Source organism: Catellatospora bangladeshensis (assembly GCF_016862575.1).
GTDB classification, from domain to species: Bacteria; Actinomycetota; Actinomycetes; order Mycobacteriales; family Micromonosporaceae; genus Catellatospora; species Catellatospora bangladeshensis.
In genome coordinates, this window is record NZ_BONF01000087.1 from 1 (window position 1) to 2268 (window position 2268).

Sequence of the window (2268 nt, forward strand, 5' to 3'; positions counted from 1 at the left end):
GCCCGTGGGCAGCACCCCGCCCCCGTCCAGCCCGCCGCCCGGAGGCTGCTCGCTGCCGTCGACCTACCGCTGGTCGTCGACCGGCGCGCTGGCGCAGCCCGCCTCGGGCTGGGTCTCGCTCAAGGACTTCACCTACGCGCCCTACAACGGCCGTCACCTGGTCTACGCCACCACCCACGACACCGGCTCGACCTGGGGCTCCATGAACTTCAGCCTCTTCTCGAACTGGTCCGAGATGGGCTCGGCCAGCCAGAACCGGATGTCGTCGGGCACCGTCGCGCCGTCGCTGTTCTACTTCGCGCCGCGCAACATCTGGGTGCTCGCCTACCAGTGGGGCGGGCCGGCGTTCTCGTACCGCACGTCCAGCGACCCCACCAACCCCAACGGCTGGTCCGCGCCGCAGACGCTGTTCTCCGGGAGCATCTCCGGCTCCGGCACCGGCCCCATCGACCAGGCCGTCATCGGTGACAGCACGAACATGTACCTGTTCTTCGCCGGGGACAACGGCAAGATCTACCGCGCGAGCATGCCCATCGGCAACTTCCCGGGCAGCTTCGGCTCGACCTCGACCGTGGTCATGAGCGACACGACCAACAACCTGTTCGAGGCCGTCCAGGTCTACAAGGTCGCGGGCCAGAACCAGTACCTGATGATCGTCGAGGCGATCGGCTCGCAGGGCCGCTACTTCCGCTCGTTCACGGCCAGCAGCCTCGGCGGCAGCTGGACGCCGCAGGCCGCGAGCGAGTCGAACCCGTTCGCGGGCAAGGCCAACAGCGGGGCGACCTGGACCAACGACATCAGCCACGGTGAGCTGCTGCGCAGCAACGCCGACCAGACCATGACCATCGACCCCTGCAACCTGCAGCTGCTCTACCAGGGCCGCTCGCCCAACTCCGGCGGCGACTACGGCCTGCTGCCCTACCGGCCCGGCCTGCTGACCCTGCAGCGCTGACGCCCTCGACCGGGTCAGCGGGCCAGACCGGCCCGCTGACCTGTCCGGGTGCCCCGCCTCCCGATCAGCGGGGCACCCGGACGGGCGATCCATCCCGCCCTTCGCCGACCTGCCCTCTCTACGCCGAGGCGGCAGGTAGCACGACCGGCCGGCGGGCACGCCCATGCCCGCCCGGACCGGAGCACCGGCGTCCTACCGCCCGCAAGGGCGGCTCCACGGACCTGTCCACCGCTCCCAGGAGACAGACATGAACCGAACACCCCGTGTCCGCGCGCTCCGCGCGGCGCTGACCGCGACGACGCTCGTCGCCGCGACCGCCCTGACCACCATCGCCCTGGCGAACTCGGCCAGCGCCGGCACCACGCTGGGCGCGTCCGCCGCCGAACGCGGCCGCTACTTCGGCACGGCCGTCGCCGCGTTCAAGCTCAGCGACAGCACCTACGTCAACATCCTCAACCGCGAGTTCAACTCCGTCACCGCCGAGAACGAGATGAAGTGGGACGCCACCGAGCCGTCCCAGAACAACTTCACCTACACCAACGCCGACCGCATCGTCAGCCACGCCCAGAGCAGGGGGATGCGCATCCGCGGACACGCGCTGCTCTGGCACCAGCAGCAACCCGGCTGGGCACAGAACATGAGCGGCAGCACGCTGCGCTCGGCGATGCTCAACCACGTCACACAGGTCGCCACCAAGTACCGCGGAAAGATCCACTCCTGGGACGTCGTCAACGAGGCATTCGCCGACGGCACGAGCGGTGCCCGGCGCGACTCGAACCTGCAGCGCACCGGCAACGACTGGATCGAGGCCGCGTTCCGCGCCGCCCGCGCGGCCGACCCCGGCGCGAAGCTCTGCTACAACGACTACAACACCGACGGGATCAACGCCAAGTCCACCGGCATCTACAACATGGTGCAGGACTTCAAGGCACGCGGCGTGCCGATCGACTGCGTCGGGTTCCAGTCGCACCTGACCAACTCGGCGCCGTCGGACTACCAGGCCAACCTGCAGCGCTTCGCCAACCTCGGCGTCGACGTGCAGATCACCGAGCTCGACATCTCCGGCTCCAACCAGGCCGCCGCGTACGATGCCGTCACCCGCGCGTGCCTGGCCGTGGCCCGCTGCAACGGCATCACCGTGTGGGGCATCCGCGACAGCGACTCCTGGCGCACCGGCCAGAACCCGCTGCTGTTCGACTCCTCGGGCAACAAGAAGGCCGCCTACACCTCGACCCTCAACGCCCTGAACAGCACGCCGCCGGCCAGCCCGCCGCCGTCGCCGTCGACCTCGCCGTCCACGCCGGGCGGGCCGGTGG

The 2268-nt window shown here is 69.9% G+C and carries 2 protein-coding genes; both read left to right on the plus strand.

Translation table 11 applies throughout. The features are described from left to right. Positions 1–952, plus strand: a 952-nt coding sequence (locus Cba03nite_RS39315) for a glycoside hydrolase family 62 protein (protein WP_203757655.1), incomplete at its 5' end; no start/stop codon positions are given. 247 nt (positions 953–1199) lie between these two features. Further along, positions 1200–2268 (plus strand): glycoside hydrolase family 10 protein (locus Cba03nite_RS39320; protein ID WP_203757657.1); only part of this gene is annotated, 1069 nt, incomplete at its 3' end.